The organism is Bacillota bacterium (genome assembly GCA_040754675.1).
Classification (GTDB): domain Bacteria; phylum Bacillota; class Limnochordia; order Limnochordales; family Geochordaceae; genus Geochorda.
The window spans coordinates 1-1,862 of sequence record JBFMCJ010000708.1 but is presented as its reverse complement, the minus strand read 5'-3'; the positions used below and the strand labels follow the sequence as shown (position 1 = coordinate 1,862).

The window sequence follows — 1,862 nt, the reverse complement described above, 5'->3', positions numbered from 1 at the left end:
ATGCCTGAACTACAAATGATCGATCAATCTTTCGATGGAGTACGGTTGGTCGCTCGACTCATGTGTGTTGCTGCGAGGACAGCCCCCAAGGCTCGCGGGGTGGACCTGATCGTTACAGCAGTCGTTGAGGGGAAGATCAAGTCTAAGCTTGCCGCCAGGATGCGAGAGATAGCAACAACGGGAGGGGAGCAGTTTTTCGAGCGCGATGCTTCCAACGTCGACGATGCCATGATGGTGGTTCTGGTGGGAACGCGTGCGCGACGCATGGGGCTTCGCGGTTGTGGGTTTTGCGGTTGTCGTGACTGCCAAGAGGCTTCCGAGCGCACGGTCATGTGTGCCTTCAACTTTCACGATCTGGGCGTTGCGGTGGGTTCGGCCGTTTCAGTAGCCGCGCATCACCACGTCGATAACCGCGTAATGTTTTCTGCGGGTAAAGCCGCACTTGATATAGGCCTGCTGCCCGACGACGTGATCATGGCAGTGGGCATCCCGTTGAGTGCCACGGGGAAGAACATTTTTTTCGACCGCCGATGACTTCCCGTTGTCATCCACGGAGAACACTTGCTCACCACGGCTATACTCCCCGAGGCGGGACGGAGTCATTAGCCCTATTTGAGAATGGGGGGCTGTAAGGGATACCGAGCGCTGAGTAGGGCGTCCTAACACTACCACCAGCCAAGAAAGTAGACGTAGTATACGACGTACAGCCCGGGCCTTTTTGACTTCCTCGTAGAATCGATAACTCTACCAAAGGCTACGAAGTTCTCGGAGTGCACCACGGATTCGGGAAGAGGTGCCCATCACGTGCGGGTTCAGGAAGCTCTCACCCGCGATGGGCGGGTTCGTTACTTGCTGGTGACCGATGACGGGGACATCGTCGAACCGGTGGCCCGCTACCTCAAGTATCTTGATGCCACCGGCAAGGCCAGGAACACGATCCGAGCGTACTGCTACCACCTGAAGCTGTACTTCGAATTCCTGTCCCAGCAAAGACTCGACTACCGCCGGGTCGGGCTCGACGACCTGGCCTCCTTCCTCCGCTGGCTCCGCAGCCCCTTTGCCTCGCTGAGGGTCATCCCCGCGCAGCCGGTGAAAGAGGCCCGCACTGTCCGTACCGTCAACATGGTCATCTCCACCGTCACCGACTTCTACGACTACCTCTTGCGCACCGACAGGTACCAGGGACAGTTGCCCGAGCAACTCAGGCGGACGATCTCGGCTAGCCGCCGGCGATTCAAAGGCCTCCTCCACCACGTAGCCCGTGCCAAACCCGTCCAGGTCAATGTGTTGCAGATCAGGGAGCCGCGGCGCTGCCGGCGCGTCCTTGGTCAGGACGAGGTACAAAGGCTTCTCGACGCTTGCTCCAACAGCCGTGACCGCCTTCTGCTTGCCCTCCTGTATCAGGCCCAACTGAGGATCGGTGAGGCGCTGGCGCTGTGGCTGGAAGACTTCGATGTAACCGCGGCGAGGCTTTCCGTGGCCGACCGCGGCGAACTCATCAACGCGGCCGAAATCAAGAGCTTCTCCAGCCCCCGCACCGTGCACGTGAGTCGCGACCTGGTTAACCTCTTTCTGGACTACGTGGCAGAGTACCATACCGAAGCATCCCCTAATTCTGTGTTCCTCAAGATTGCCGGACCCGCCAGAGGCTCACCCATGACGTACGCCGACGTCGACGCCCTTTTCAGACGACTCCGGAAGAAGACAGGCATCGCCGTTACTCCCCATACCTTGAGGCACACAGGTCTCACCGAGCTCTTTCGGGCGGGAATGAGGCCGGAGGCAATCCAGAGGCGGGCAGGCCACGCCCACGCCCAAACCACGCTGCAAACCTACGTCCACCCCAGCGAAGAGGACTTGAG

2 protein-coding genes are annotated in these 1,862 nt (G+C 59.6%); both read left to right on the top strand.

All coding sequences use genetic code 11. The annotated features are described in order from the left end of the window. Window positions 1-534, top strand: coding sequence for a DUF2148 domain-containing protein (locus tag AB1609_22780; GenBank protein MEW6049259.1), 534 nt, complete (start codon window positions 1-3; stop codon window positions 532-534). Window positions 535-804: 270 nt separating this feature from the next. Continuing rightward, the coding region (locus AB1609_22775; GenBank protein ID MEW6049258.1) for a tyrosine-type recombinase/integrase at window positions 805-1,862 on the top strand (1,058 nt) is incomplete at its 3' end.

What these genes read in the sequence shown, in the direction of transcription:
- AB1609_22780 (MEW6049259.1), top strand. Translation starts at nt 1, where the DNA reads ATGCCTGAACTACAAATGATCGATCAATCTTTCGATGGAGTACGGTTG.